Below are 25,380 nucleotides of genomic sequence, written 5' to 3'. Positions count from 1 at the left end.
CAAACGCCCCCTCCTTTAAACTTTTCGCCCCAATCAGAACAATCGACATCGACATGCCCGCCTGCCCCGCCCTCCTCATCGCCGCCCCCGCCTCCGGCCAGGGCAAAACCACCGTCACCGCCGCCCTGGCCCGCCTGCATGCCCGCCAAGGCCGGCGCGTTACCGTCTTCAAGTGCGGCCCGGACTTCCTCGACCCGCAGATCCACGCCTTTGCGTCCGGCCGGCCCTGCCAGAACCTCGATCTCGGCATGTGCGGCGAGGCCGATGCCCGCTGGCGCCTGGCCCGCGCTGCCGCCGATTCCGACCTGATCCTGATCGAGGGGGTCATGGGCCTTTTCGACGGCGAGCCCTCGGCGGCCGACATCGCCATCCGCTTCAACGTCCCGGTCATGGCCCTGATCGACGCCGGGGCCATGGCCCAGACCTTCGGCGCCGTCGCCCACGGCCTGGCCACCTACCGCCCCGGCCTGCCGTTTGCCGGCGTGCTCGCCAACCGCGTCGCCAGCCCCCGCCACGCCGAATTCCTGCGCGGCAGCTTGCCAGCCGGCATGGGCTGGTTCGGCGCCCTGCCGAAAAGCAGCGACAGCCTGCCGGAACGTCACCTCGGCCTGCTCCAGGCGGCCGAAATCGCCGATCTCGGCGAACGACTCGACCGCCTGGCGGATGCGCTGGCGGGCAGTGCCAGCGTCGACCTGCCGCCGCCGGTGACCTTTGTCGATGCGGCAGAACCGGCCATGGCCCCGCTGCTCGCCGGCCAGACCATCGCCATCGCCCGCGATGCGGCTTACGGCTTCATCTATCCGGCCAACGTGGAAACCCTGCAGCAACTCGGTGCCGAACTGCGCTTTTTCTCGCCGGTCGCCGGCGACGCATTGCCCGATTGCGATGCCGTCTGGCTGCCTGGCGGCTATCCAGAACTGCATGCCCAGGCCATCGGGGCCAATGCGCTCCTGTGGCAGCAACTGCACACCCACGTCGCGGCCGACAAGCCACTGCTGGCCGAATGCGGCGGCATGATGAGCCTGTTCGAGGAAGTCGTGGACAAGGCCGGCGTCGCGCATCGCTTTGGCGGCCTGCTGCCCGGCCGCTCGGTCATGCAGCAGCGCCTGGCGGCACTCGGCACCCAGTTCGTCGACCTCCCGGAAGGCCGGCTGGCCGGGCATACCTTCCATTATTCGAAGAGCGATACGTCGTTGTCGCCATTGACCCGGGCTACCACGGCCGATGGTCGGGAGGGGGAAGCGGTTTATCGGCACCAGCGCCTGACCGCCTCCTATGTGCATTTCTATTTCCCGTCCAATCCCGCCGCGGTCGCCGCACTGTTCCGTTGATACTTCGTAAATATCGAAGATTCATCACTGATATATCTTGTTATTTTCAGCCAGCACAGCGGGTACACTACGCCGGTCAATTCCCCAAGACAGGAGACACAGGATGAAAAACTTCGTAATGATGGCCGCGGCGCTGGTGCTCGGCTTCACGCTACAAATCAACGACGCCGAAGCCAAGCGTATCGGCGGCGGTGGTTCGACCGGCATGCAGCGCCAGTCGGTCGCTCCGAGCAATACCCAGCAAGCCGCACCGCGTCAGGCGACACCGCCAGCCGCCGCCGCCCAGCCCGCCGCCCAGCCGAAGCGTTCGTGGATGGGCCCGCTCGCCGGCCTCGCCGCCGGTATCGGTCTGGCTGCACTGGCTTCGCACTTCGGTTTCGGTGAAGAACTTGCCAGCTTCATGATGATGGCCCTGCTCGCCATGGTGGTGATCGGCGTGATCGGCTTCTTCATGCGCAAGAAGGCTGCCGCCCAAGGCAATCAAGGCATGCAGTACGCCGGGGCCGGGGCGCCATTCGGGGGCAATACGCCGCAGCGCGAATTCACCCCGGCCGGCGGTTCTGCCGCACCGGCGGTAGCCAGTTCCGGCAGCATCCCGGCCGGGTTTGACGCCGAGGGCTTCGTGCGCAATGCCAAGGTGAATTTCATTCGCCTGCAGGCGGCCAACGATGCCGGTAACTTGGACGACATCCGCGAATTCACCGCACCGGAAATGTTCGCCGAGATCAAGATGGACATCGACGAGCGCAAGGGCGCCAAGCAGACGACTGACGTCGTCCAGCTGGATGCCGAAGTGCTCGACGTGACCGAAGAAGCCAACCGCTACATCGTCAGCGTCCATTTCAACGGCCTGATCCGCGAGGAAGACGGCGCGGCTGCCCAGCCTTTCGCCGAGGTCTGGCACATGACCAAGCCGCGCGACGGCAGCCGTGGCTGGGTGCTGGCCGGGATCCAGCAAGTCCAGTAATCCCGCCTGCTGCACGCGGCAAACGGCAGATGCTCCGGCATCTGCCGTTTTCATTTGTGAAGCCGGCCAGCGGCCTGCCTGGGCTACACTTCCGCCATGCGTCGCTATCCTGCCTCCTTCCTTATCCTCACTGTGCTTGGCCTGCTCTGCGCAATCACCGGCGCGATCAGCCTGGCCGGCTTCGGCAACGTCCTGCACCCGGTGCTCGACGACCCGATGGCCGGCCTCGCCTTCATCGTTTCCGCCATCGCCCTGATCGGCTCCGGCGCCTTTCCGCTGGTTATCGAGAAGCTGAAGGAAAACGAGGGCGCCTGAGCGCCCTCGTTGCAGTCAATCTGGCGGGCCCGGTCAGGCCTCGCGCATCAGCCGCCAGTACTGGAACTTGAGGGTGGCGGCGGCCGCCGTCACGATCGCCCCGAAGGTGACGATGGAACCGAGCGCGAGGGTCGAGAAGCCGGTGATGCCCTGGCCGACCGTGCACCCCATGGCGACGACGCCGCCGAAACCCATCAGCGCCGCGCCAATCAGGTGGCTGGCCGTATCCTCGACGCTGACGAAGCCCTCCCAGCGGAAGTTGCGGGTCAGCAGGCTCCAGGCGAAGGAACCGGCGATCACGCCCAGCACCGTGGCGATGGCGAATGTCATCGTGCGGCTGGTATCCGACCACAACATCAGCAGTTCCAGCGTGTAGGCCTGGGGCGCGACGAAGGTCAGCGACTCCATGCGACCGCTGTTGGTGGCGATGAAGGCTTCCTCCAGCGTTTCGGGATGCTCGGCGACATAGCCGATGTGCCCGCTGACGTACCAGGCGGCGACCACCATCAGGCCGGTGCCGAGGCCGCCCAGCAGGTTGTCCAACGTCCAGAAATCGCGCTTGAGCAGGCAGAAGGCGGTCAAACCGCCGCCGATACCGAGCACGGCCAGCCAGAATGCCATCTGCGGATCGAGGCCGGCCGCCGAAAGCAGGGCCGGCACATCCTGCCCACCGGGGAAAGTAATGGCGGCTTTTTCCAGGACATTGACGCGAAATACGCCGAACACGCCGCGCATGGTCATGTAGGCGACCAGGCCGAGGGTCAGGAAGACGACCAGCGACTTCAGGTTACCGCCACCGATGCGGATCAGCGTCTTCGAACCGCAGCCGGAGGCTAGCACCATGCCGATGCCGAAACAGGCACCGCCGAGCAGATAGGATAGCCAGGTGAACGTTGGCGTACGGTAGATGGATTTACCGAGGTCGATCTGGCCGCTGGCGTGCAACGCGCCGGCACCGAGAATGGCGACGCCGATGGCGAGCAGCCACATGCGCATGCGGCTCCAGTCGCCCATGTTGACGATGTCGGACACGGCACCCATGGTGCAGAAATGGGTTTTCTGGCCAATGGCGCCGAACACGAAGGCAACCGCGAAGGCCAGCCAGAGCACGGAGGCCGGAGCAATGATGTTTTCCATGATCAGCCGCGATAGAGGGTGGGATCGGCCAGGCCGGCCGCGGCAAAGCCTTCGGCGCGCAGGCGGCAGGAATCACAGGCACCGCAGGCCCGTCCCTGCTCGTCGGCCTGGTAACAGGAGACGGTCAACCCGTAATCGACGCCAAGCGCGGTGCCGGCACGGATGATGTCGGCCTTGGACAGTGCAATCAACGGGGCGTGGATGGATAGCTTGTGGCCCTCGACCCCGGCCCGGGTCGCCAGATTGGCCATTTTTTCGAAGGCGGCGATGTACTCGGGCCGGCAATCCGGGTAACCGGAATAGTCGACGGCATTGACACCAACGAAGATGTCCATGCTGCCCAGCACCTCGGCCCAGGCCAGGGCCAGCGACAGCATGATGGTGTTGCGGGCCGGCACATAGGTCACCGGAATGCCGGACTGGATACCTTCGGTCGGCACGGCGATCGAGGTATCGGTCAGCGCCGAGCCGCCGAACTGGGCGAGGCCCAGGTTGAGCACGCGGTGCTCCTTGGCGCCCAGCGCCTGGACGACGCGTTCGGCCGCCTTCAGCTCGGCATTGTGGCGCTGGCCGTAGTCAAAGGACAGGCAATAACAATCGAACCCCTGGCTGCGGGCGATGGCGAGACAGGTGGCGGAATCGAGACCACCGGAAAGGAGGACGACGGCTGGCTTCATCATGGGGCGCGAATATACCCGAAATTGGCCGTAGACCGCGACGGTATCTGCTTGTTCCGGCACCGGAATTTGTGGCGCCGGGGCGGCGCTCAGCTGACTTGATCGCCCACCGCCAAGGGCGGCAGCACGTCCCGATTTCCGCTCAGCATGCGGCGGAAATCGGCGAGGGGCATCGGCTTGCCGAACAGGTAGCCCTGGAAGAAGGTGCAGCCATGCCGGGCCAGGTAGGCGTGCTGCTCGGCATCCTCGACCCCCTCGGCCACCACGTTGAGGCGCAAGGTGTTGCCCATGGCGATGATGGCGCGAACGATACCGGCATCATCGCTGTTGCGCATGATGTCGCGGATGAAGGAGCGGTCGACCTTCAACTGCTCGAACGGAAAACGCTTCAGATAGGACAGCGAGGCAAAGCCGGTGCCGAAATCGTCGAGCGAGAAACGGACACCCAGCCGGCGCAGGGCCTGCATTTTCTCCACGACATCCTCGACGTTGTCCAGCAACAGGCTCTCCGTCAGTTCCAGCTTGAGCCGGCCGGGATCGACTTCATAACGCGCCAGGGCGTCGCTAACCTGCATCACGAAATCGGGCTGGCGAAATTGCCGGGCACTGACGTTGACCGCCAGGTATAGCCGGGCGGTTTGCGGATCACTGGCCCAGCGCCGCAGTTCGGCACAAGCCTGGTCGAGCACCCAGAGCCCGATCGGTACGATCAGGCCGGTTTCCTCGGCCAACGGGATGAAATCGCCGGGCAGGACCATCCCGCGCTCCGCGGCCTGCCAGCGTAGCAGCACTTCGGCGCCGATCACGCGGGATTCGGTATCAACCAGCGGCTGGGCGTAGAGCAGGAATTCATCGCGCGCCAGGGCGCGCCGCAAGCCAGCCTCCAGCGCTGCCCGTTCGTCGAGTGCCGTCTGCATCGCGTCGTCGAAGAAGCGGATGGTGTTGCGCCCGACGTCCTTTGCCCGATACAGGGCGATATCGGCCTGCTTGAGCAAGACGTCGGCCGTCTTGTCGTGTTCGTGGAACAGGCTGATGCCGATGCTGGCCGAGCGGAAATACTCCGTATCGCCGCTCAGCAGGTACGGGCGGGCCAGAGCGAAACGGATATTCTCGGCGACGATTTCCGCCTTTACCCCGGCAGCCGCGGCGTTCTGCCCCAGGTTCTCGAGCATCACGACAAACTCGTCGCCCCCCAAGCGAGCCGCCGTATCGCCTTCGCGGATGCAGCCGGCGAGGCGGGAAGCTACTTCAACCAGCAAGCGGTCGCCGACAGCGTGACCCAGCGTATCGTTCAGTGTCTTGAAATGATCGATATCGATGATCAGCAAGGCACCGTACTGGCCGCTCCGCTTACTGGCCGAACAGGCCTTCTCCAGGCGGTTGAGCAGCAGACGCCGATTGGGCATGGCGGTCAACGGATCGTAGAAGGCCAGGTGATGGATTTCCGATTCGGCCACCTTCAGGTCACTGATGTCGGAAAACGTGCTGACATAGTGCGTCAGCTGACCGCTAGCGTCGCGTATGCGGTTGATCGTCAGCCATTCGGGAAAACTCTCTCCGTTCTTCCGGCGATTCCAGATTTCGCCCTGCCAGCGCCCGGTGGCATTCAATTCACGCCACATCGCGGCATAGAAGGCCGCATCCTGCCGGCCCGACTTGAGGAGACTCGGTGTCCGGCCAATGGCCTCCTCCGCCGAATAGCCGGTCAGCCGGGTAAACGCATCGTTGACCTGCAGGATGCGCTGCTGGGCGTCAGTCACCATGATCGCCGCCTGCGACTCGAAGGCGATGGCGGCAATGCGGAGATCCTGCTCGAGCTTGCGCCGCTTTGAAATGTCGGAAGCGATGGCAAGATAGCCCTGAATCGCGCCGGCCGCATCGCGCATCTGGCTGATGGTCAAGCTGACCGGCACGGTCGAGCCGTCTTTGCGCACATAGGTCCAGTCTGCCTCGACGGCCGGGCAATCGGGGCCCAAGCCAGCAATGAGAACCGAAAAATCCGCCGTCCCGCTCACCCCGAGGAAATGCGCCTTCTCAGCGAGCTCGTCGGGCAAGTGGAAGAGCAGCGGTGTCACCCGACCGACCACCTCCTCCCACGCATAGCCCAGCATCCGCTGGGCGGCCGGGTTGAAATAGACGAGCCGGCCAGCAGTATCGGTGACCAGGATGGCGCGCCCGGCATTCTCCAGGATGCCGTTTTGCAGCGCACAGAGCGCAGGAGGCGTAACGGCGAGGGGCTGCCGGAATTGCTCCAGACAACAAACAGATGAAGGATCGGAATCGTGAATCATGGTACGAAAGCAAGGCAGGCAACGGCAGGCATGGCTCCGGCGACGCCAGGGCAGACCCCTACGGCCAGCAGCCTAGTCAATGGCATGATTGCGCAGAAACAGGCTACCGGGAGGCAGACACCAGCCCTGTCCTTCAGCAGGAATTGCGTGAATCGGTTGGAGGTTCAGGCGCTCGCCAGCAGGGCGAATTCCCGGTCGGCAAGCGCCTCATCGCCCAGGTTCAGCTGGACCAGGCGGCGCAGGTGCGTCACGCTGTCGAGGTCGATTTCACGGCACGCCAGGCCATAGTGATCGGCGACGTGATGAACGACGGCGACCTCCATGCGGATGCTGCTCCCCATGTCGTCGAGACTGATCTTCAGCGTGCCGTTGGTGCCGACCGTGACGTACATCGCCCCCTTCGGGTGGATCAGGGCGCCCTGCAACGAAAGGTCAAGGACTTCGACTGCATGTTCGCCATCCGGCAGGAACAAGCGGGCTTCCGTCTTGAATGGGATGCGTGAAAATTTGCGACGATTCTGGTTCAACGTTGTCCCCCCTCTATTTTCCCTGCATGTTACCCCAAAGCAGCTTGTGCAGTTGCAGCTGGAAGCGGACGTTGAGGCCATCTTCGAGTATCCAGTCGGCCAGCGACCGGGCTTCGATCAGACCCTGGGCAGGAGAAAGGAGGACGGGGGATATGGCGTCGATGCGGCGCTGGCGAATGACATCGCGCGCCCATTCATAATCGCCGCGCGAGGCGACGACGATCTTGATCTCGTCGCGGCCGGTCAGGCAATCGAGGTTGGCCCACAGGTTGCGCCCGGCCTCGCCGGAATCCGGCGCCTTGAGATCCATGATGCGCGAGACGCGTGGATCGACTCCGGAAACATCAAGCGCCCCGGAGGTTTCCAGCGACACATCGTAGCCGGCGTCGCACAACGCCGTCAGCAGGGGCAGGCATTCCTTCTGCGACAGCGGTTCGCCACCGGTGACGCAGACCTGGCGGGCCGGGTACTTCGCCACTTCGGCCAGCACCGATTGGCTGGTGGCCGGCTCGCCGCCGGTGAAGCTGTAGGTCGTGTCGCACCACGTACAGCGCAACGGGCAACCGGTCAGGCGGACGAACACGGTGGGCAGGCCGACCCGCGTCGCCTCGCCCTGCAGCGAGTAGAAAATTTCGGTAATGCGCAGGGCCAATTACTTCTTCTTCAGCCGTTCGCGGGCGGTTTCGGCCGCCGGCACGTTGGGATATTTGGCGACCAGGGTTTCCAGCGAGCGCTTGGCAGCGCCGGCGCTGCCCATTTCCTGTTGGCAGGTCGCCATCGCCAGCCAGGCATCGGGCGCCTTCGGGCTGTCAGCGTACTTGGTGGTGACGACGCTCTGCGCCTCGATGGCACGCTTGCAGTCACGCTGGGCATACCAGGCATTGCCCAGCCAGTACTGGGCATTGGGTGCCAACTGGCTGTCCGGATGCTTTTGCACGAAGGCCGCGAAGCCAGTCGCAGCATCCTTGTACTTGCCGGCCTTGAACTGGTTGAGCGCGGCTTCGTATTCCTGTGCCTCGCGCGCCGGGTCGCCGGCCGGTTTGGCCTGGGCTGCGGTGGCAGCCGGGTCGGCGCCGTCGGCAGCCGACGCAGCCGGCGCCTCGAATTTGCGCAGGCGCGTATCGAGGTCGAGATAGAAATCCTGCTGACGCTTCTTGGCCGTTTCCAGCTCATAGGTCAGCGTTTCGATCTGCCCGCGCAGGCGGGCGATCTCTTCGGCCTGTTGCTGGATCTGGTTGGCCAGATCCAGCTGGGCCTTGGCCTGCTGGTCGAATCGCGCCTCCGTCTTGATGCGGTGGTCGGCGATCTGGCGACGCGCCTCGTCGTCGTCGAAGACACCGGCCTGGGCCTGCGCGGCACCCAGGGCGGCAATCAACAGGGCGATTCGAACCGGGCGCATGACTTAGAACTCGCCGCGGCCGTCCGGGGCCTTGTACAGGATGTCGGCGCGACGGTTCTCGGCCCAGGCGGTTTCGTCGTGACCCGGGTTCTTCGGCTTTTCCTCGCCCAGGCTGACGGATTCGATCTGGTCATCCTTGACGCCGAGCAGGGCCAGCGAACGCTTGACGGCTTCGGCACGCTTCTGGCCGAGCGACAGGTTGTATTCGCGGCTGCCGCGCTCGTCGGTATTGCCCTGAATCAGCACCTTGAAGCCCTTGTTGGTGCTCAGGTACTTGGCGTGGGCGGCAACCAGATCCTTGTACTCATCCTTGACTTCGTACTTGTCGAGATCGAAGTAGATGCTGCGCTGCGACAGCTTGCTCTTCGGATCGGTCAGCTCGCGCGGCAGGCCGCTGGCATCAAGGCCGCCGGCGGTCACCGGGGTGACGCCGGTGCTGGCGCCGCTACGCGACTCGACCGGGGCGCCGCCGTCTTCCGGCAGGGGGGTGGTGGAACAGGCAGCCAGCAGGGCCGACAGCAGGGCGGGGATGAGCAGTTTCTTCACGACATGACTCCGGTGCGGATTATTGATAGTAAGGGCCCCAGGCCGGTTCGCGGACATCGCCGGCAGCGACCGTGAGGCGTTGTTTGATCCTGCCATCGCTGGAAACAGCGGATAGGACGCCGCGCCCGCCAATTTCCGTGGCGATCAGGATCATGCGGCTATTCGGGGCGAAACTCGGGGATTCGTCCTTGTTCGAATCACTCAACACCTGCACCTGGCGACTGGCCAGATCCATCACGGCGAGCTGGAAGCGGCCTTCGCGGCGGGTGATGAAGGCGAGGCTCTTGCCATCCGGCGAGGGGCGCGGCGAGACGTTGTAGGAACCTTCGAAAGTGACGCGGCGCGCCTCGCCGCCACCGGCCCCGACCTGATAGATCTGCGGGCTGCCGCCGCGGTCGGAGGTGAAGTAAATGCTGCCGCCGTCGGCCGCGTAGCGCGGCTCGGTATCGATGCCGGACGACTGGGTGATACGTTGCAGGCCGCTGCCATCGGCATTGACCGTATACAACTGGGAATTGCCGTCCTTGGAGAGCACGATGGCGAGCTTGCGACCATCCGGCGACCAGGCTGGCGCCGAGTTGGAGCCCTTGAAATTGGCAACAATGATGCGCTGGCCGGAGGCCAGGGAATGCACGTAGATGACCGGCTTCTTCTTCTCGAAGGAAACGTAGGCCAGCTTGCTGCCGTCCGGCGACCAGGCCGGGGAAATGATCGGTTCGGCCGAAGTCAGCGCCGTCGCGGCGTTCTGGCCATCGGAATCGGCGATCTGCAGCAGGAACTGACCGCGGGATTTGACGACATAGGCGATGCGCGTCGAGAAGACACCCTTCTCGCCGGTCAGCTTTTCGTAGATGTAATCGGCGATGCGATGGCCGGCGGCGCGCAACTGGGTATTGCTGGTGACGTAGGCGGCACCGCCCAGGGACACACCTTTTTGCGAATCGTAGAGGCGGAAACGGGCTTCCATGCGACCATCGGCACTGCGCCCGATACTGCCCGCCGCCATCGCGTCAGCACCGCGTGCCTTCCAGTCGGCGTGATTGATCGGCGCATTTTCATCGAAAGCCAGGCCCCCATGATCGACCAGCTTGAACAGGCCGCTGCGCTCCAGATCACTGCGCACCGTGGCGGTGATGACGCGGGAAGCGGCCGGATCGCCAGGAAAATCGACGATGGCGACCGGAATGCGATTGGCACCGGCGCCGGTGATCTCGATGGACAGTTGGGCCTGGGCCAGGCCGGCGCTGAACAGCGCAACGGCGAGGAAAGCGCGGCGGGAAAGTCGGGACATTGCGTTCATTTTCAAAAGTTTCGCGCGATTTTACTCTTCAAACGGGCGGTATTTGATTTCCAGCGTCCGCTCGAACAGCGAGGGATCGTCCGGCTTGGGCAACGGTGACGACTTGCGGATCGCAGTCTCGATTGCCCGGTCGAGCACACCATTGCCGCTGGAACGCTTGAGCCTGACATCGAGCACTTCGCCGGTCGGCAGTTGTTCGACCATGAACACGGCTTCCGGATTGCCCTGGATGCTCGGCGGCAAGACGATGTTGCCACGCACCTTGCCGCGTATCTTGTTGGCGTAGTCCGCCTTGCCACGCTTGTTGGCCGACGCGCGCTGCTCGGCCTCGGCAGCGGCTGCATGAGCCATCTGCTGTGCCGTCGCGGCACTCTTGGCCGAGGATTTCAGTTGCGAGGCTTCGCTGGCCAGTTCCTTGCTGAAATCGAACTTCGGCTGCGGCTTGGCCTCCAGCTTCGGCGGTTCCGGCTTTTTGGGCTCGGGCTTGGGCGGCTCCGGTTTCTTGGGTTCCGGCTTGGGCGGCTCGGGCTTCTTTTTTTCTTCCTTGATCGCGATATCCGGTTTTTTCGGCGGCGGCTCGACCTTCGGTTCCGGCTTGGGCTCGGGTTTCGGCGGCGGCTTCACTTCCGGTGGAGGCGGCGGTGGCGCGACGACCTGGGTTGCCGGGCGCGGTGTCGGCGACCACAACTCGACCTCATAGACTTCCGGTTTACTGCGCTTCCACTGCACGCCAAAGAACAGGAAGGCCGCCAGCAGCAGATGCACCAGCACGGTCAGTGCCAGCGCATATTTCTTGCCGGGTTCTTCGGGACGCTCGAGGATCATTGCTTACTTGCTGCTGGTTTCCAGGCCGACGCGCTCGAAATGCATTTTCTTCACTTCATCGAGTACTTCGATCACGTTTTTGTACTGCGTTTCCTTGTCGCCAGCGACCAGCACGGCCATCTTGTCGTCGTCGCCCTTGAGGGGCAGCAGGGTGTCCTTGAGATTCTTCAGACCCTTGACCTTGGTCGGCTTGCCGTCGGCGTCGAAAACAGTCAGCGCACCATCCTGCTCAACCTGCACCTTCAGGTATTTGTCCGGCTTTTGCGGTGCCGTACCGGAAGTCGGCAAATCGACCGAACCGGTCGTCATCATCGGTGTCGCCACCATGAAGATGACAAGCAGCACCAGCATCACGTCGATGTAGGGGACGACGTTGATTTCGTTCTTGAGGCGACGTTGGCGCATTTCGCCTTACCTCATCTGGCGCTGGATGATGTTCGAGAACTCTTCCATGAAGCTCTCATAGCGCACGGCGAGGCGGTCGATGTCGTGCGAGAAGCGGTTGTAGGCGAGGACCGCCGGAATGGCGGCGAACAGGCCGATGGCGGTGGCGACCAGCGCCTCGGCGATGCCGGGCGCGACGGAAGCGAGCGTCGCCTGGCCAACGTTGGACAGGCCGCGGAAGGCATGCATGATGCCCCAAACGGTACCGAACAAACCGATGTACGGCGAGACGGAGCCGACCGAGGCGAGGAAGGCGAGGTGGGATTCGAGGGCATCCATCTCGCGTTGGTAGGTAGCGCGCATGGCGCGGCGGGCGCCATCGACGATGTCCTTCGGATCGAGATTCTTCTGGCCGCGCAGCTTGGTGAATTCGCGGAAGCCGGCCTCGAAGATGCGCTCCATCGAACCGGCGTGATGGCGGTCATTCACGGCGCTGTTGTACAGGTTGTTGAGGTCGCCGCCGGACCAGAAATCGCGCTCGAAGTTTTCCGTCTTCTCGCGCGCCTGTTTGACGGCAAACAGCTTCATGAAAATGTAGTACCACGACATCAGCGAGACGCCGGCGAGCAGGGCCATGACGACCTGGACGACGGCGCTGGCCTGCAGGATGAGGTGGAGGATGGACAGATCCTGGGTGACGTTCATTTCAGCGTTTCCAGCTTGGCATAGAGAAAATCGGGAATCGGGGCAGGCTTCATGCTCGCCATGTCCACGCAGGCGATCTCGACCGTGCCGGTGACCAGTTCTTCGTCGCCGCGCCGCACATGCTGGCGAAAAACGACACGGACGCGGGTCAGCTTTTCGACTTCGAGACCGACGGTCAGTTGATCGTCGAGATGGGCCGGGCGGAGGTAGTCGCAATTGGCCTTGCGGGCGACGAAGCCGATACCGGCATCGAGCGCCAGCTGGCGCTGGTCATGGCCCGCCGAACGCATCCACTCGGTACGGCAACGCTCGAAGAATTTCAGGTAGTTGGCGTAGTAGACGACGCCGCCGGCATCGGTGTCTTCGTAATAGACGCGTACCGGAATGGTGAAGGCATTGGCGTTGGGCGCAAATTTCATCTTGCGATTTTACCTTGCGCCGCAACATTCATTTGTAACGGTCTGTTTCAACGAGCATTGCTGCGCGGGCAAAGGCCGAAACGGGCATCCGCCGGACGGTCACTCGTCGGCCAGCAGGTCGCGCACGACGGCACTGGGCGGCTCGGCCAGACCAAGGTGGCGGTAGATGGCGGGCGTTGCAATACGGCCGCGCAGGGTGCGCTGCAGGTAGCCCTGCTGGATCAGGTAGGGTTCCAGCACATCCTCGATGGTGTCGCGCGCCTCGCCGATGGCCGCCGCCAGGTTGTCGACACCGACCGGACCGCCGCCAAACTTGTCGATCACGGCGTGCAGCAGCTTGCGATCCATCAGGTCGAGACCGGCCGGGTCGACATCGAGCATGTGCAGGGCCTTGTCGGCGACGCCGCGCGTGATGTTGCCATCGGCCTTCACTTCGGCGTAGTCGCGCACGCGGCGCAGCAGGCGGTTGGCGATGCGCGGCGTACCGCGCGAACGCCGGGCGATTTCCAGCGCGCCTTCCGGGTCGATGGGGGCGTTGAGCAACGTGGCCGAGCGGCTGACGATGCTCTGCAATTCCTGGGCGTTGTAGAACTCCAGCCGGGCGACGATACCGAAGCGGTCGCGCAGCGGGTTGGTCAGCATGCCGGCCCGGGTCGTCGCGCCGACCAGCGTGAAGGGCGGCAAATCGAGCTTCACCGAGCGGGCAGCCGGGCCTTCGCCAATCATGATGTCGATCTGGAAATCCTCCAGCGCCGGGTAGAGGATTTCCTCGACGACCGGGCTCAGACGATGGATTTCGTCGATGAACAGTACGTCATGCGGTTCGAGGTTGGTCAGGATGGCGGCCAGGTCGCCGGCCCGCTCCAGCACCGGGCCCGAGGTCTGGCGCAAATTGACGCCCATTTCAGCGGCGACGATGTGGGCCAGCGTCGTCTTGCCGAGGCCGGGAGGGCCGAAGAGCAGCACGTGGTCGAGCGAATCGCCGCGCCGTTTGGCGGCCTCGATGAAGATCTCTAGCTGTTCGCGGATTTTCTGCTGGCCGGTGTAGTCGGCCAGCCGCTTCGGGCGCAGAGCGCGCTCCAGCGCCTCTTCCTGCGCCGACTTGCTCTGCGGCGCGATGATGCGGTCGGCGGCGACCAGCTTGTCGGTTTCGATCATGCGGATGGTTCCTCGCGCAGCCAGCGGTTCAGCAGCATGTGGCCCAGGGCGAGCAGGACCGGCCCGAGGAAGATGCCGATGAAACCGAAAACCAGAACGCCGCCCAAGACGCCGAGGGCGATGAGCAGGATGGAGAGCCCGGCACCGCGGGCGATCAGGATGGGTTTGACGAAGTTGTCGATGCTGCTGATGACGAAGACACCGTAGAGGACCAGGAAAATGGCCCAGCCGGTCTGCCCTTCGCCGTACAGCCAGGCCGCGGCACCACCCCAGATCAATGGCGGACCGACCGGAATCATCGACAGGAAGAACGTGGCGAAACCGAGCAGCACGGCAGCCGGTACATCGGCGATCAGGAAGCCGAGCATCGCCACCGTGCCCTGGGCCGCCGCCGTGCCGACAATGCCGAGCATGACGCCGACCACCGTACCGCGCGCCTTATCGAGCATGTTCTCGCCCAGTTCGCCGCCCAGCTTGCGAGCGCCGATATAGAGCGCATTGCTGATCGCCGCGCCGTCGCGGTACAGGAAGAAGGTGACGAACAGGACCAGGGCCAGCTGCAGCAAGCCGTTGGCGGCAATGCCGCCGAGCGCCAAGGCCAGTTGGCGGGCCGGGGCAATCAGTTGCTTGATCGCGGCATTCAGCTCAGTACGGTCACCAGCCAGGCGGTGCCAGTTGCTGTCGATCTCGCTGCCGACGAAAGGTAGGGCGCTCAGCCAGTCCGGCGGACTGGCAGGCAGCCCCTGGTCGATGTAGGGCTTGATGAAATCGATCAACTTGTCTGCCCCATTGGCCAGCGAACCGGCCAGGAACAGGGTGGGCAACAGCATGACCAGCACCAGGGCCAGCGTCATCAGCGAAGCGCCCAGCGTGTCGCGGCCACCGAGCCGGGGCAGCAGCTTCTCGGCATAGAAAGGCCAGGTGCAGATCCAGACCACGAAGGCGAACAGCACGGCGCCGACGAAGGGCAGCAGCACGGTGATGCAGCCGATGATGAGCAGCACCACCAGCGCGATCTGCGCCAGTCGCTTGGGATCGTGTTCCTGGATCATCAGACCTTGGACAGCAGCTTGAGGGCCTGCCGGATGCCATCCGACGTGCCAATATCGGCCGGCAATTGCTTCATCGCCGCCGCCGCTTCCTTCTCGTTGTAACCGAGGGCGATCAGGGCGTTGGCGATGTCCTGCCGGGCGTCATCGACCGCCGCATGCAGCGACACGCCGGTGGCGTCGGCCAGCTTGCCCTTCAGTTCGAGCAGCAGGCGTTCGGCCGTCTTCTTGCCAATGCCGGGAATCTTGATCAGGCGCCCCAGCTCCTGCTGCGCCACGGCCGCCGACAGGTCATTGACCGACATGCCGGAGAGCACCGACAAGGCCGTGCGCGCCCCGATGCCCGACACCTTCAATAGCTGACGGAAGGCGAAACGCTCGGCTTCGGTGAGGAAGCCGTAGAGGAAATGGCCATCCTCGCGTACCGCGAAATGCGTCAGCAGCTTCGTTTTCTCCCCTGCCGCCGGCAGGTTGTAGAAGGTGCTCATCGGCACGTCGAGCTCGTAGCCGACGCCGTTCACATCGAGCACGATCTGCGGGGGATTTTTTTCGGCGAGGATACCGGTCAGGCGTCCGATCATGGGCTATCGCAATACTGTATGTTCAAACAGTCATCATCCTATCAGGCGGCCGCCGCGAACGCGATAGCCGGCCGTCGCCAAGGCCCCCAGGCCCTGCCCACCGTGGGCGTGAGCAATGGCACAGGCCAGGGCATCGGCCGCATCGGCTGCCGGTGCGCCGGCCAGTGACAGCAGCCTGACCACCATGTGCTGCACCTGCTCCTTGGCCGCCTTGCCGTGGCCGACCACCGCCTGCTTGACCTGCAGCGCCGTATATTCCGCCACCGGCAGCCCGCCATGCACCAGCGCACTGATCGCCGCCCCGCGCGCCTGGCCGAGCAGCAGGGTGGATTGCGGATTGACGTTGACAAAGACCTTTTCCACCGCCGCCTGATCCGGCCGGTAGGTGGCGATCACCTCGCTGATCCCGGCGAACAGTGTGGCGATACGCTCCGGCAGCGATTGCTTGTCGTTCGACTTGATACAGCCGCTGGCGACGTAGACCAATTGGCTGCCATGCTGCTCGATCACGCCAAAACCAGTCACCCGCAAGCCGGGGTCGATACCGAGAATCCGTTGCCCGCTCATTTCGCCGGCCTCCCCACCAGATAGACGCCACTCACCGCCAGCCCCATGCCCAGCATGGCCAGCCAGCTCAGCGTTTCGTCGAACAGGGCGTAGGCGATCAGCGCCGTCGACAGCGGCGTCAGGTAGAACAGGCTGGCCACGTTGACCGCGCTGCCGCTGCGAATGAGCAGGTTGAGCAGACTGATCGCGCCGATCGACAGGATGAGTACCAGCCAAGTCAGCGCGAAGATGAAATCGCCGGTCCACACGACATGGAATCCCTCAAACAACAGGATGACGGGCAGCGTCGCCAGCGCGGTCGGCACGAACTGGATAACCGAACCGGTGCGCAGATCGAAGCGGGCGCAGAAGCGCTTCTGGTACAGCGTGCCGCAGGTGATGCCGAGCAGGGCGCAGAAGGCCGGCACGAGCATGGGCCCGGCCGCCACCCCGCCCAACTTGCCGGAAACGACGAGCGCGACGCCGACAAATCCGAGCGCCAGGCCCAGCCACTGACGGCCAACGACCCGCTCGCCGAGCAACCAGCCTGCGCCGAGCGCGGTGAGCAGGGGCTGCATGCCGACGACCAGCGCCGTGACCCCGGCCGGCAACCCCTGCTTGATGGCGATGAACACGCCGCCGAGATAGACGGCATGGACGAGCAGGCCGGAAACACCGATATGCACCCACTGCATCGGCGCCTTCGGCCACGGTGCGCGGGTGAGCAGGGCGATCGCCGTCATCAGCGCGATCACCGCCAGATAGCGGACGAACAGGAAAGAAAGCGGCTCGGCGTAGGGCAGACCATACTTGGCACCAATGAAACCGGTGCTCCACAGGAAGACGAAGAGCAGGGGATAGACGCGCTGCATCGCCTAGCTTGCCCAATCCGCAGCGCAGCGCTTGCGGGCTTCGATCAGCGTTTCGAACAGCGTCCGGGCGTCACCGCTGGCGCGGTGGCGGCGCAACTGCAGACGCACCTCGACCGCCGCCCGGGTCGCATGCCACAGCGTCTGTTCGCATTCGCCCAGCAGTTCGCGGAGATCCTTCAGGTGAAAGGCCGGGACCATGTCGGCGGCCTCGAACAGGCAATTGAGCCAAGTGTAGTCATAGGCCCAGGCGTCGCAATAGATGAACTGGCCGTCCAGCTGCCGATTCAGGTCACGACAGACCTCGACCGCCGGCCGCCCCCTGGCGAGCAGGAGATCGCGACGGATGCCGTGCACCGATTCGGCAGCGACATCCCAATGCACCCAACCGGGTGCGGGTTGAATCAGCGTGCAATAGGCCCGGCCATCCGGCAGGTAGTAGCCGATCTCGATCGGATAGCTGCCGCGCCCGAAACCCGAGGCTTCGATGTCGATGATGGCCGGCTGGATCATTCAGCCGCCCGGCGGCTCAATCGCAAGTGGCCCGGCAGGCAGCGGCATTGGCGGCGCAGGCCTTGTCGTCATCGACCTTGCAGGCGCCCTTGGTGCGCAGGGTAAAGCGAATGCCGTTCGGATAGCTGCAGACCAGCTTGGTGATCGTTCCCTGCTTCTCGACCTTCATGCCGGTCGCCTTCATGGCCTGCAGCTTGGCCTTGGGCAGATCACAGGACACATAACCATCGAAGGCGCCGTCGGCCGACTCCCACAGGGCGTTGTTCTTCATTGCCCGGTAATCAGCGTAACGCATGCAGTTGTCGGTTTCCCCGCCATAGACCTTCTTGTCGTCGCTGCAGAAACCGCTGTAGGTATGCTTCAACTCCTCCTCGGTCGGGCAGGCGTTGACCTGCTTGGCGACAGCCAGGTCCGGACAGGCATGTTGCGCGGCGAAGGCGGAAAGGCTCAGGCCGGCAAGAAGCAGGGCGGAAAGGAGTAGGCGTTTCACGATGATTCCTTGATGGAGCGAACAGCGGTTAAAACAGCGCGTTCCCGGCCATAAAACCGGGAACATCGTCGAAAATCAGTCTTCGATGACAGCCGTCGTGTAGATTTCCTGAACGTCGTCCAGGCTTTCCAGCGCATCGAGCAGCTTCTGCATCTTGACCGCGTCGTCGCCGGCAAAGACGTTCTCGCCTTCCGGCTTCATCGTCACCTCGGCGAATTCCGGCTTGAAGCCGGCCGCTTCCAGCGCATCCTTGACGGCGATGAACTCGGTCGGCGCAGTGATCACTTCGATCGAGCCGTCGTCGTTGGTATTCACGTCCTCGGCGCCGGCCTCAATGGCGGCATCCATCAGCGCGGCTTCGTCAGTGCCCGGGGCGAAGATCATCTGGCCGCAGTGCTTGAACTGGAAAGCCACGCAGCCGTCGGTCCCCATGTTGCCGCCGTGCTTGGAGAAGGCATGGCGCACTTCGGCCACGGTACGGGTCTTGTTGTCGGTCAGGCAGTCCACCATGATCGCCGCGCCGCCGATACCGTAGCCCTCATAACGGATTTCGACATAATCGACGCCTTCCAGTTCGCCGGTACCCTTCTTGATCGCGGTGTCGATCTTGTCCTTGGGCATGTTGACGGCCTTGGCCTTGTCCACCGCGACGCGCAGGCGCGGGTTGAAGCTCACATCGCCGCCACCCATCTTGGCAGCCACGGTGATTTCCTTGGCGAGCTTGGAGAAGGCCGCACCACGCTTTTCGTCCTGGCGACCCTTACGGTGCTGAATATTGGCCCATTTGGAATGACCAGCCATGATGTTTTCCCACTGCAAATAACGAAGAAGGCGAGATTTTACCCGCCGGAATGCTTCTCGTCAGTTCGGCGAACTGACGCTATTTCACAAAGCCCGAAGCGCACGGCGCTAGAATGATTGGATAACTTTCTCGAGGAGCCTGCCGCCATGTCCGACCCCCTGTACCTCGCCAAATCCGAAGACGGTTATCCCGCCCTGCTGCCGCAGATGGCCAACCGCCACGGCCTGATCACCGGCGCGACGGGCACGGGCAAGACAGTGACCCTGCAATCGATGGCCGAGCGCCTGTCCTACGCCGGGGTACCGGTCTTCATGGCCGACGTGAAGGGCGACCTCTCGGGCATGGGCGCCGCCGGCAATCCGTCGGAAAAGCTGTTGAAGCGCATTGCCGACCTCGGCCTCGAAGGCTTCCAGCCCTACGCCAACTCCGTCGCCTTCTGGGATGTCTTCGGCGAAGGCGGCATACCGGTGCGCGCCACCATTTCCGACATGGGCCCGCTGCTGCTCGCCCGCCTGCTCAACCTGAACGACACCCAGGCCGGCGTGCTGCAACTGGTCTTCAAGATCGCCGACGACCAGGGCCTGCTGCTGCTCGACCTGAAGGACCTGCGCGCCATGGTCCAGAACGTCGGCGACAACGCCAAGGAATTCACCACCGAATACGGCAACATCGCGTCCGCCTCCATCGGCGCCATCCAGCGCGGCTTGCTGACCCTGGAAGAGCAGGGCGGCGACTTCTTCTTCGGCGAACCGATGCTCAACATCGCCGATCTGATGCAGATCGACGCCAACGGGCGCGGCGTCATCAACGTGCTGGCCGCCGAGAAACTGATCCACGCCCCGGCGCTCTACTCCACCTTCCTGCTCTGGCTGCTCTCCGAACTATTCGAGCAACTGCCGGAAGCCGGCGATCTCGACAAGCCGAAACTGGTCTTCTTCTTCGACGAAGCCCACCTGCTGTTCAGCGATGCTCCCCAAGCGCTGGTCGACAAGGTCGAACAGGTCGTCCGACTGATCCGCTCCAAGGGCGTCGGCGTCTATTTCGTCACGCAGAACCCGCTCGACGTCCCGGAAAAGATCCTCGGCCAGCTCGGCAACCGCGTCCAGCACGCCCTGCGCGCCTTCACCCCGCGCGACCAGAAGGCCGTCCAGGCCGCCGCCGAAACCATGCGCGCCAACCCCAAGTTCGACGCCGCGGCCGCGATCACCGAACTCGGCGTCGGCGAAGCGCTGGTTTCCTTCCTCGATGAAAAGGGCCGGCCGAACATCGTCGAACGTGCCTTCATCTTCCCGCCCGCCTCGCGCCTCGGCCCGCTGACGACAGAAGAACGCCAGGCCATCATCCAGGCCAGCCCGCTGCTCGCCGCCTACGGCCAGGCCATCGACCGCGAATCCGCCTACGAACTGCTCAAGGGCAAACCAGCGGCCAATCCCCCGGCCGCCCCCGGCGCGATCCCGGCTCCGGCCGGCGACCCCAACGCCTGGGGCAACCATGCCGGCCAACCGCAGCCACGCTACGAGCAAGCCCCGCAACGGCAAAGCGCCCCCGCCCCCCAGCCTGAAAGCAGCGGCGGCGGTATCCTCGGCGGCTTCGGCGACATCCTGATGGGTAGTACCGGGCCGCGCGGCGGCAAACGCGAAGGGGTACTCGAAAGCGCCGCCAAGAGCGCCGCGCGTGGCGTGGCTGGGACGGTTGGCCGGGAACTCGGCAAGCAGATTTTGCGCGGCGTGCTGGGGTCGATTTTGGGAGGCCGGCGCTAACAGACACACGTCAAAGGGATCGTGCTGAGATGAATCGCGACGATTACGAACGCTTAGCCAAACTCAGCGATCAAGAGCTTTTCGATTTCGTTACTGAGCAAGACTCCTCTCAACGCAAATGGGTAGCTATGCATTTGTTAGAGGTTCGACGTAACAAATGCATCGCTAGTTCTGCCAAATGGTCTGCTGTTGCTGCCTGGATCGGAGCCGCAGTCGCTGGTATTTCTGCTTTCTTAGCGTATTTGTCTTCGCCGAAATAATCATACGTGCACTCAACGGCTGATAACTGAGCAAATAAGACAAAATTGAACGACCTCCCGCCCCTTCACACCTTGCCCGCCTTCGAAGCCGCTGCTCGTCTCGGCAGCTTTCTGGCGGCGGCGGAGGCCTTGCATCTGACGCCGTCGGCGATCAGTCATCGCATCAAGCAACTGGAGGAACACCTCGGCCAGCCGCTGTTCGAGCGGCGGCATCGGGCGGTGGTGCTGACGGCGGCGGGGCGGCGTTATCTGGCGGTAGTGCGCGAGGCGCTGTTGCGGCTGGATGAGGCGAGCGCGGTGCTGCGTGCGCCGAGGCGCGAGCGGCTGCGCATTTCGGCCGCGCCGGCCTTGGGCAGCAAGTGGCTGGTGGCGCAGGTGGCTGAATACCAGCAGGGCCATCCCGATCTCGAATTCACCCTTGGCACAGCGACCGGTCTCCGGCCGCTGCTCAACGGCGAAGCCGACATCGGCCTGCGTTACGGCGAGGAGGAATGGCCGGGGCTGCTGGCCTGGAAGCTCTTTGAGGAGCGCGTCTTCCCGGTCTGTTCGCCGACGCTGGCGGCGAACTTGCAGACGCCGACCGATCTCGACGGCGTGCGTTTGCTGCGCCATCCCTTGCTCTCGTGGTCGCGCTGGTTTGCCGCCGCTGGGCTGCGTCGACCGGAACCAGCGAGCGGGCCGACTTACGAGGATGCCTTGCTGATGCTCGAAGCCGCCGTCGCGGGGCACGGCGTGGCGCTGATGGCGGCGACGCTGGCCCAGCCTTACCTCGACGAGGGCCGGCTGGTTCGTCCCTTCGCCGAAGATTGCCCGGATCGCAGCTTCTACATCGTCGCGCCGCCGGCCGTGCAGGAAAAGCCGGCGATCATGGACTTCATCCGCTGGCTGCTACGGTGCACACGGCAAAACGGGCAAAAACCGAGTTAGCTGCCCAGCCCTTCACCGGACCGCTCACATTAATTTAGTTCATCTGAATCGCGCTCAATTCGTTTGAGCGCATTCATTGGGCGCGGCATTCTCTCCTCACCGCGCCTTGGCGTTACCCGGCCCACCTACCCGGCATCGGCCGTCCGACGCACCCGCCGCTCACCCCTCGCGGCTTCGTTCGCTGCCCATGCAGCGCATCGCCATTTTTCGAGGAGAACCCCATGCAAGACCGCAACAGTCTCATCTGGCTGGACGGGCAATGGCTGCCGGCGTCCGAGGCCAAGGTTTCCGTGCTCACCCACACGCTGCATTACGGCTACGGCTGCTTCGAGGGCATCCGCGCCTACGAGACGGCGGCTGGCCCGGCGCTCTTTCGCCTGCCCGAGCATCTGCGTCGGTTAGAGGATTCGGCGCGCATCCTAGCCATCGATATGCCGTTCGATCGGAGCACGCTGACCGAGGCCTGCCGCGAAGTCGTGGCGCGCAATGGGCTGAACAGCGCCTACGTACGGCCGCTGGTTTTTCTTGGCGACGAGAAACTGGGTGTCGACCCGGCCGGCGCCAAGACGCATGTGATGGTCGCCGCCTGGCCTTGGGGCACCTACCTCGGCGGCGCAGCGCTACAGACCGGCATCCGCGTCCGCGTGTCGTCCTACGCCCGCCATCACCCGAACGTTCAGATGTGCCGGGCCAAGGCCATCTCGGCCTACGCCAATTCCATCCTTTCGGTGCGCGAGGCACGGCGCGACGGCTACGACGAAGCAATCCTGCTCGACACCGAGGGCTACGTGGCGGAAGGCTCTAGCGAAAATCTCTTTATCGTGCGCGACGGTGAGCTGCTGGAGCCAGAAACAACCTCGGCGCTCGACGGCATCACCCGCCGCACCGCCTCCACGCTGGCCCGCGAGGCCGGCCTGAGCGTGCGCGCCAAGCGGCTGACGCGCGACGAGGTCTATTGCGCCGACGAAGTCTTCTTCACCGGCACGGCGGCGGAAATCACGCCAGTGGTGGAAGTGGACGCCCGGCGCATCGGCAACGGCCAGCCCGGCCCGATCACCCGCCGCTTGCAACAGGCCTATTTCGCGGCCGTGCGCGGCGAGGATGAACGACATGACGACTGGCTGACACCGGCAACATGACGTACGGAAAAACAGGGGCGGCATTAGCGTTTTCTGATTTACCGAAACCGCCATGAAACCCCTGCTCACCACCGCCCTGCCGACTTTTGCCCAAGACCTCGGTTCGCTGACCGCAGAATCGAAGAAGGCCGTACTGCCGGTCGTGCCCAAGGTAGTCAGCGCCCTGCAGGAAGCCGTCACCGAGAAGGGCGCGGCCGGGGCGATTCCGGTATGCAAGGAAGAGGCGCCGGAACTGATCAAGGCCAAGCCCCAGGAAACAGGCGGCCGCACCCACCCCGCCTAAGCGCTTCCCATACCCGCCAGATGTTCCAGCAAGGCCAACGCGGCGGCCGGCAGGGCGGGGCGCGAACGGACACAGAGTTGTAAATCGCGCGGGGCCCAGGGGTCGGTGATCTCGATGAGCCTGACGGCATCGGCCGCCCCCACCGCCGAACGCGGCACCATGCCGATACCGACGCCGGCGGCCACCATGCGGCAGACGGCGTTGAAGCTGCGGACCTGGATGCGCACGTCGAGCCGACCGCCGAGTTGCGCAGCGTGGTTCATCATGAAGGTGTGGATGGCGCTGCCGGCGTGCAGGCAGACGAAGGGTTCGGCCAGAACGCGGGCGAAGGCGACGGCGGGTTCGCCGGCCAGCGGGTGGGCAGGCGGCACGATCAGGACCAGCCGGTCGCGCCGGTAGGGCAAGGTTTCCAGGCCGGCCAGGTTGCCTTCGTCGGCAACCACACCAATCTCGACCTGCCCGGCGGCGACGGCGCGGACGATGGCCGGGCTGGGCTGCTCTTCCAGACTGACCCGCACCTGTGGATGGTCGCGCAGGAAATCGCCCAGGTCTTCCGGCAGGAAGCAGTTGATCGCGTTGGTATTGGCGAAGACAGTGACCTGGCTGTGCAGGCCGCTGGCGTAGGGCGCCAGGTCGGCGTGCATCTGTTCGAGCTGGGCAAAAACCTGGCGGGCGTGGCGGAGCAGCGATTCGCCGGCCGGCGTGGGGGTCAGGCCACGTGATCGGCGTTCGAAAAGCGCCATACCGAGCGCTGCTTCCAGCTGTGTCAGGCGATGGCTGGCGGAGGAGGGTGCGAGATGGATTCGCTCTGCCGCACGGGTCAAGCTGCCGCAGTCGGCAATCGCGGCGACGAGCCGCAGGTCGGGTAGGTCGTAATGCATGGTTTCGTCTGTTTCGAATGCTTGCTTGGGATAATACCAATTGCCAGCGGCGCCGGCCGGGGTTTCAATCGCATCCCACCACCACCACTTTAGCCCCCTTGCCCACGCCAGCCGCCCCCCCTCCTGCTGCCCACGACGATACCCGGCGTATCACGCTGGCCCTGTGCCTGGCCGGATTTTCCTGCTTCCTGCTGCTCTACGGCACGCAGCCGCTGCTGCCGCAACTGAGCGAGACTTTCGGGATTTCGGCGGGCACGGTCAGCCTGAGCGTGACGGCCGGCACCGGCACGATGGCGCTGCTGTTGATTCCCTTCAGCCTGGTGGCCGACCGCTGGGGCCGCGAGCGCCTGATGCGCTTCGGTTTGCTCGGCGCGGCACTCTGCGCCCTGGCCTCGGCCTGGGCGCCGGGCTTTGCACTGCTCGTCCTGGCCCGGGCGTTGCTCGGCGCCTGTATCGCCGGCGTGCCGGCCGCTGCCATGGCCCACCTGGGCGAAGAACTGCCGGGCCACGTGCGAGCCCGCGTCATGGGGCTCTACATCGCGGCCAACGCCCTGGGGGGCATGGCCGGCCGCTTGCTCTCGGCCGTGGTGACCGACTTTTCCGGTTCATGGCAGATCGGCCTGGCCGCGCTGGGCAGTATCGGCCTGCTGGTCGCCATCGTCTTCTGGCGCCTGCTACCGCCGGCCCGCCATTTCGAGCCGCGCTCGCTGCAACCCGGCCTGCTGATGGCCGACATCCGCCGCATCTACGCCGACCCCGGCCTGCCCTGGCTGTTCACCACCGCCTTCCTGAGCATGGGCGCCTTCGTCGGGCTCTACAACTACCTGCCCTTCCGGCTGGTGCAACCGCCTTACGGTTTCGGGCCGGCAGCGATCGGCAGCATCTTCCTGCTCTATGCCGTCGGCAGCTATTCCTCGGCCTGGGCGGGACGCCAGGTTGCCCGCCACGGTCGGCAACGCATCCTGTTTGGCATGGCGCTGCTCGCGGCACTCGGCATCGGCGCGACGCTGGCCGATGCGCTGTGGCTGATCGTCGCTGGGCTGGGCATTTTCACCTTCGGCTTCTTCGCCGTGCATTCGGTGGCCAGCGCCTGGGTCGGCCATCGCGCCGGGCCACGACGCGGGCTGGTTTCGGCGCTCTATCTGTCGAGCTACTACCTCGGCGGCAGCCTGCTCGGCACCGCAGCCGGCTGGGCCTGGAGCCACGGCGGCTGGCCGGGGGTGCTGGCGGCGCTGCTCGCCTGTGCCGGGCTGGTGATCGGCATCGCGCTGCGCCTGCGGCGGCTGGCCGGGGATTGAG

The 25,380-nt window shown here is 64.5% G+C and carries 30 protein-coding genes; 9 read left to right on the top strand and 21 right to left on the bottom strand.

Going from position 1 to position 25,380, the window contains the following annotated elements:
- Window positions 1-53: 53 nt before the first annotated feature.
- From K420_RS0105365 to K420_RS0105355, 3 genes are all read left to right on the top strand, one after another.
- Complete coding sequence (locus K420_RS0105365) at window positions 54-1,331, top strand: cobyrinate a,c-diamide synthase (RefSeq protein ID WP_035854542.1); 1,278 nt, start codon at window positions 54-56, stop codon at window positions 1,329-1,331.
- 103 nt (window positions 1,332-1,434) lie between these two features.
- The gene (locus K420_RS0105360) at window positions 1,435-2,298 is read left to right on the top strand and encodes a Tim44 domain-containing protein (RefSeq protein ID WP_027457159.1); all 864 of its coding nucleotides are present in this window, start codon (window positions 1,435-1,437) and stop codon (window positions 2,296-2,298) included.
- Window positions 2,299-2,394: 96 nt separating this feature from the next.
- Window positions 2,395-2,613, top strand: a complete 219-nt coding sequence (locus tag K420_RS0105355) for a hypothetical protein (protein WP_027457158.1) — start codon at window positions 2,395-2,397, stop codon at window positions 2,611-2,613.
- A gap of 33 nt (window positions 2,614-2,646) precedes the next feature.
- Here K420_RS0105355 and K420_RS0105350 read toward each other — a convergent pair whose 3' ends face one another.
- The 20 genes from K420_RS0105350 to K420_RS0105255 form a co-directional block, all read right to left on the bottom strand.
- On the bottom strand, window positions 2,647-3,750 hold the full coding sequence (locus K420_RS0105350) for a YeeE/YedE family protein (protein ID WP_027457157.1): 1,104 nt from the start codon (window positions 3,748-3,750) through the stop codon (window positions 2,647-2,649).
- Window positions 3,751-3,752: 2 nt separating this feature from the next.
- On the bottom strand, window positions 3,753-4,430 hold the full coding sequence (queC, locus tag K420_RS0105345) for a 7-cyano-7-deazaguanine synthase QueC (RefSeq protein ID WP_027457156.1): 678 nt from the start codon (window positions 4,428-4,430) through the stop codon (window positions 3,753-3,755).
- Between the two features lie 86 nt (window positions 4,431-4,516).
- Window positions 4,517-6,718 carry a putative bifunctional diguanylate cyclase/phosphodiesterase gene (locus K420_RS18210; RefSeq protein WP_084019568.1) on the bottom strand — a complete coding sequence of 734 codons (2,202 nt, stop codon included), beginning with the start codon at window positions 6,716-6,718 and terminating at the stop codon, window positions 4,517-4,519.
- Window positions 6,719-6,882: 164 nt separating this feature from the next.
- On the bottom strand, window positions 6,883-7,245 hold the full coding sequence (locus tag K420_RS0105335; protein WP_027457155.1) for a PilZ domain-containing protein: 363 nt from the start codon (window positions 7,243-7,245) through the stop codon (window positions 6,883-6,885).
- 13 nt (window positions 7,246-7,258) lie between these two features.
- Entirely contained in the window at window positions 7,259-7,897 is a 639-nt protein-coding gene (gene queE / locus K420_RS0105330; protein WP_027457154.1) for a 7-carboxy-7-deazaguanine synthase QueE, read from the bottom strand.
- A complete protein-coding gene (gene ybgF / locus K420_RS0105325) occupies window positions 7,898-8,644 on the bottom strand; it encodes a tol-pal system protein YbgF (RefSeq protein ID WP_027457153.1) in 747 nt (248 codons plus the stop codon).
- Between the two features lie 3 nt (window positions 8,645-8,647).
- On the bottom strand, window positions 8,648-9,190 hold the full coding sequence (gene pal, locus K420_RS0105320) for a peptidoglycan-associated lipoprotein Pal (RefSeq protein WP_027457152.1): 543 nt from the start codon (window positions 9,188-9,190) through the stop codon (window positions 8,648-8,650).
- A gap of 19 nt (window positions 9,191-9,209) precedes the next feature.
- The gene (gene tolB, locus K420_RS0105315) at window positions 9,210-10,490 is read right to left on the bottom strand and encodes a Tol-Pal system beta propeller repeat protein TolB (protein ID WP_198293802.1); all 1,281 of its coding nucleotides are present in this window, start codon (window positions 10,488-10,490) and stop codon (window positions 9,210-9,212) included.
- Between the two features lie 21 nt (window positions 10,491-10,511).
- Window positions 10,512-11,315, bottom strand: coding sequence for an energy transducer TonB (locus tag K420_RS0105310; protein ID WP_027457150.1), 804 nt, complete (start codon window positions 11,313-11,315; stop codon window positions 10,512-10,514).
- A gap of 3 nt (window positions 11,316-11,318) precedes the next feature.
- Window positions 11,319-11,720, bottom strand: a complete 402-nt coding sequence (locus tag K420_RS0105305) for an ExbD/TolR family protein (RefSeq protein ID WP_027457149.1) — start codon at window positions 11,718-11,720, stop codon at window positions 11,319-11,321.
- A 6-nt stretch (window positions 11,721-11,726) separates the two neighbouring features.
- Entirely contained in the window at window positions 11,727-12,404 is a 678-nt protein-coding gene (gene tolQ, locus K420_RS0105300) for a protein TolQ (RefSeq protein WP_027457148.1), read from the bottom strand.
- Complete coding sequence (ybgC, locus tag K420_RS0105295; RefSeq protein WP_027457147.1) at window positions 12,401-12,823, bottom strand: tol-pal system-associated acyl-CoA thioesterase; 423 nt, start codon at window positions 12,821-12,823, stop codon at window positions 12,401-12,403. The genes tolQ and ybgC overlap by 4 nt, the downstream gene beginning before the upstream one ends.
- A gap of 99 nt (window positions 12,824-12,922) precedes the next feature.
- Window positions 12,923-13,981, bottom strand: coding sequence for a Holliday junction branch migration DNA helicase RuvB (gene ruvB, locus K420_RS0105290; protein ID WP_027457146.1), 1,059 nt, complete (start codon window positions 13,979-13,981; stop codon window positions 12,923-12,925).
- Complete coding sequence (locus tag K420_RS0105285) at window positions 13,978-15,033, bottom strand: AI-2E family transporter (protein WP_027457145.1); 1,056 nt, start codon at window positions 15,031-15,033, stop codon at window positions 13,978-13,980. Before K420_RS0105285 ends, ruvB begins: the two co-directional genes overlap by 4 nt.
- Window positions 15,033-15,611: a Holliday junction branch migration protein RuvA gene (gene ruvA, locus K420_RS0105280; protein WP_027457144.1), complete on the bottom strand. Its 579-nt coding sequence runs from the start codon at window positions 15,609-15,611 to the stop codon at window positions 15,033-15,035. Before ruvA ends, K420_RS0105285 begins: the two co-directional genes overlap by 1 nt.
- Window positions 15,612-15,644: 33 nt before the next feature.
- Window positions 15,645-16,178 (bottom strand): crossover junction endodeoxyribonuclease RuvC, encoded by a 534-nt coding sequence (ruvC, locus tag K420_RS0105275; RefSeq protein ID WP_027457143.1) that lies wholly within the window; start codon window positions 16,176-16,178, stop codon window positions 15,645-15,647.
- Window positions 16,175-17,029, bottom strand: coding sequence for a DMT family transporter (locus K420_RS0105270; protein ID WP_027457142.1), 855 nt, complete (start codon window positions 17,027-17,029; stop codon window positions 16,175-16,177). The genes ruvC and K420_RS0105270 overlap by 4 nt, the downstream gene beginning before the upstream one ends.
- A 3-nt stretch (window positions 17,030-17,032) precedes the next feature.
- Window positions 17,033-17,539 (bottom strand): 3'-5' exonuclease, encoded by a 507-nt coding sequence (locus tag K420_RS0105265; protein ID WP_027457141.1) that lies wholly within the window; start codon window positions 17,537-17,539, stop codon window positions 17,033-17,035.
- A 16-nt stretch (window positions 17,540-17,555) separates the two neighbouring features.
- On the bottom strand, window positions 17,556-18,029 hold the full coding sequence (locus K420_RS0105260; RefSeq protein WP_051452966.1) for a hypothetical protein: 474 nt from the start codon (window positions 18,027-18,029) through the stop codon (window positions 17,556-17,558).
- A 75-nt stretch (window positions 18,030-18,104) separates the two neighbouring features.
- Window positions 18,105-18,830, bottom strand: a complete 726-nt coding sequence (locus K420_RS0105255) for a YebC/PmpR family DNA-binding transcriptional regulator (protein ID WP_027457139.1) — start codon at window positions 18,828-18,830, stop codon at window positions 18,105-18,107.
- Window positions 18,831-18,977: 147 nt separating this feature from the next.
- Here K420_RS0105255 and K420_RS0105250 point away from each other — a divergent pair, with 147 nt between their 5' ends.
- From K420_RS0105250 to K420_RS0105235, 5 genes are all read left to right on the top strand, one after another.
- Window positions 18,978-20,591 (top strand): helicase HerA-like domain-containing protein, encoded by a 1,614-nt coding sequence (locus tag K420_RS0105250; protein ID WP_027457138.1) that lies wholly within the window; start codon window positions 18,978-18,980, stop codon window positions 20,589-20,591.
- 29 nt (window positions 20,592-20,620) lie between these two features.
- The gene (locus K420_RS20035) at window positions 20,621-20,851 is read left to right on the top strand and encodes a hypothetical protein (RefSeq protein WP_084019567.1); all 231 of its coding nucleotides are present in this window, start codon (window positions 20,621-20,623) and stop codon (window positions 20,849-20,851) included.
- A gap of 45 nt (window positions 20,852-20,896) precedes the next feature.
- Window positions 20,897-21,778 (top strand): LysR substrate-binding domain-containing protein, encoded by an 882-nt coding sequence (locus K420_RS0105245; protein ID WP_027457137.1) that lies wholly within the window; start codon window positions 20,897-20,899, stop codon window positions 21,776-21,778.
- A gap of 221 nt (window positions 21,779-21,999) precedes the next feature.
- On the top strand, window positions 22,000-22,917 hold the full coding sequence (locus K420_RS0105240) for a branched-chain amino acid transaminase (RefSeq protein WP_027457136.1): 918 nt from the start codon (window positions 22,000-22,002) through the stop codon (window positions 22,915-22,917).
- A gap of 52 nt (window positions 22,918-22,969) precedes the next feature.
- Window positions 22,970-23,200, top strand: coding sequence for a hypothetical protein (locus tag K420_RS0105235; protein ID WP_027457135.1), 231 nt, complete (start codon window positions 22,970-22,972; stop codon window positions 23,198-23,200).
- Here the strand turns inward: K420_RS0105235 and K420_RS0105230 are convergent.
- The gene (locus K420_RS0105230) at window positions 23,197-24,081 is read right to left on the bottom strand and encodes a LysR family transcriptional regulator (RefSeq protein ID WP_027457134.1); all 885 of its coding nucleotides are present in this window, start codon (window positions 24,079-24,081) and stop codon (window positions 23,197-23,199) included. The genes K420_RS0105235 and K420_RS0105230 overlap by 4 nt on opposite strands.
- 98 nt (window positions 24,082-24,179) lie before the next feature.
- On the opposite strand from K420_RS0105230, the gene K420_RS0105225 reads away from it, so the two are divergent.
- A complete protein-coding gene (locus tag K420_RS0105225; RefSeq protein WP_232422735.1) occupies window positions 24,180-25,379 on the top strand; it encodes an MFS transporter in 1,200 nt (399 codons plus the stop codon).
- The last annotated feature ends 1 nt before the right edge of the window (window position 25,380 follow it).

The organism is Dechloromonas agitata is5 (assembly GCF_000519045.1).
In the GTDB taxonomy this organism is placed as follows: domain Bacteria; phylum Pseudomonadota; class Gammaproteobacteria; order Burkholderiales; family Rhodocyclaceae; genus Azonexus; species Azonexus agitatus.
The sequence above is the reverse complement of the archived record's forward strand: the minus strand, read 5'-3'. Positions and strand labels throughout refer to the sequence as shown.